At 35.9% G+C, this 2,474-nt stretch carries 2 protein-coding genes and 1 pseudogene; 2 read left to right on the top strand and 1 reads right to left on the bottom strand.

Going from position 1 to position 2,474, the window contains the following annotated elements; genetic code table 11:
- Window positions 1–338: transposase (locus ES765_RS21395; protein WP_138116553.1), on the top strand; the 338-nt coding region annotated here is incomplete at its 5' end.
- Window positions 339–524: 186 nt separating this feature from the next.
- Window positions 525–2,351 (top strand): CRTAC1 family protein, encoded by a 1,827-nt coding sequence (locus tag ES765_RS21390; RefSeq protein ID WP_171017405.1) that lies wholly within the window; start codon window positions 525–527, stop codon window positions 2,349–2,351.
- Between the two features lie 10 nt (window positions 2,352–2,361).
- Here ES765_RS21390 and ES765_RS22505 read toward each other — a convergent pair.
- Window positions 2,362–2,474 (bottom strand): annotated as a pseudogene (locus tag ES765_RS22505) (IS1595 family transposase); the annotation flags it as partial.

Raw genomic sequence — 2,474 nt, 5'->3', positions numbered from 1 at the left:
CATTACAATATATATTTGTCGGCCACATAAGTCGAGAAGCCAAGATAACGACCGACAAATGGAGAGGTTACAGACCTATAGCAAAAGTGTACGATATAAAACAGATAGAAAGTAATAAAGGATTGAGATTCAAGGCACTACATACTATGATACATCAAGTTAAATCTTGGATAAGAACTACCTATTCTTGGGTCAGTGATGATAACCTAAATAGGTATTTTAATGAATTCTGTTTTAGAATAAACCGCTCACAGAGTAAGTCAACAATTTTCAATAACCTGATCACTAGAATGGTAAGCGGTGATAAAATATATCAATCAGAAATAATAAGTAAGTAACTACTAACCTCTATAAATATTTATCCTTAATAATTGAATCTGAATAATAGTTACCATATCCTCATGATAACTGAGCATTTACACAATTGCAGAAATTAAATGAAACAAAACGTTGCATTAATGAACCATACGGTGTTATCAAATTTTTCGCTTATTAATACATTTAAACATTTTAAGATTATAAAAATGAATAATTTGTATTTATATAAAAGTTTAATGAAACGGAATGCGCATTTAAATACTTTATCCCTACAATTAGTGTTCTTTTTAGTTATATCAATTTATTCAGTTTCTGCTCAGCAAAATTCAACACTTTTCAGATTGTTGCCGAGTTCTGAGTCAGGTATAGATTTCAATAACCAGCTTTTTGAAAGTGATACACTCAATATTCTAAATCAGGCCAATATATACAATGGTGGAGGTGTTGGCATCGGAGATTTTAACAAAGATGGGCTAATGGACATCTATTTTGCCGCAAATATGGTTTCGAACAAATTATATCTCAACAAAGGGAATTTACAATTTGACGACATTACTGAAAAAGCAATGGTAAATGGGCAAGGTCGATGGTGCACGGGCGTATCTGTTGTCGATATTAATGCCGATGGATGGATGGATTTATATATATCGGCGTCGTTCAGAAACGACCCAAAACTGCGCACCAATCTATTATATATCAATCAAGGAAACAACGAAAAGGGTATACCTGTTTTTAAAGAATCAGCTAAGACTTATGGCATTGCCGATAATGGATTCAGTACCCAAGCATATTTTTTCGATTACGATAGTGATGGAGATTTAGATTTAGATTTATACCAAGTGACCAACGAAATCTATGACCAACGAACTCCTATTAGGTTTAGATCAAAATTGACCGACGGTAGCGCAAAGAACACAGATCGACTTTACCGCAACAATGGTAATTCTACTTTTACTGATGTTTCGAAGGTAGCAGGAATAACTATTGAGGGTTGGGGCCATGCGGCATCTATTACCGATATGAACTCCGATGGGTGGCCCGATATTTATGTGACAAACGATTTTATCTCAAACGACGTATTGTACATAAACAATAAGAACGGCACCTTTACAAACCAGTTAGGCGATTACTTTAAACACACTGCATGGAACGCCATGGGTACGGATGTGGTAGATATTAATAACGATGGCCTTGTAGATCTTATTTCCCTAGAAATGTTACCAGAGAACAACCTTCGAAAAAAAAGGATGCTGAGCGGTAACGAATACTACAACTACATCAATAACGAACAGTATAATTATAACCATCAATACGTAAGAAACGTTTTGCAATTGAATAGTGGCCAAACGCCACTGGGCCATCCGGTTTTCAACGATATAAGCTATATCGCGGGCGTTTATGAAACCGACTGGAGCTGGTGTCCCATCACTGCTGATTTTGATAATGATGGTTTCCGTGATTTAATTATTACGAACGGACTGCCTCGTGATGTTACTGATCTGGATTATATCACATATGGCAGTGGACAAACAGCCGGCGCACAAAGCTTTACCTTGGCAATGACCGACTCTCTACCCGTGGTTAAACTGGCCAACTATGCGTTTATGAATACCAACGGAACCGGATTTAAAAACACATCAAAAGCTTGGGGACTTGATCATGAATCTTTCTCTAATGGAGGCGTGTATACAGATCTTGATAATGACGGTGACCTAGATGTGGTCATCAATAATATAAATGATACCGCTTTCGTTTATGAAAACACCTTGAATAAAGGTAATCAAAGATTAACCGTTTCTTTTGAAGGGACTAAAGCAAATCCCGAAGGTATTGGGGCCAGTCTTCGTGTTTACTATAACGAAGAGCAACAATACTATGAACATTATCCAACCCGAGGTTATTTATCGACCCATGACCCTAGGGCACATTTTGGTTTAGGTGAAATTCGAAATATAGATTCTATACTAATCAATTGGCCCGATGATAAAAAACAAACCATTTTACATACATCAGAAACGGAAATAACTTTTTAGAGGTGTCAAGTTAGGTACTTAGTTTAATTTGCTTGTAACCAACATGTTGATGTTTACTCATTCTTTTAATAAGGTTATCAAAAATGGTTTGTTTGTGAATTGACCTGTTTAATCGATAACTAT

This window comes from Maribacter sp. ACAM166 (assembly GCF_005771495.1).
In the GTDB taxonomy this organism is placed as follows: Bacteria; Bacteroidota; Bacteroidia; order Flavobacteriales; family Flavobacteriaceae; genus Maribacter.
The sequence above is the reverse complement of the archived record's forward strand: the minus strand, read 5'-3'. Positions and strand labels throughout refer to the sequence as shown.

Coding starts and splice junctions, on each gene's coding strand:
- ES765_RS21390 (WP_171017405.1), top strand. CDS start 525: ATGAATAATTTGTATTTATATAAAAGTTTAATGAAACGGAATGCGCAT.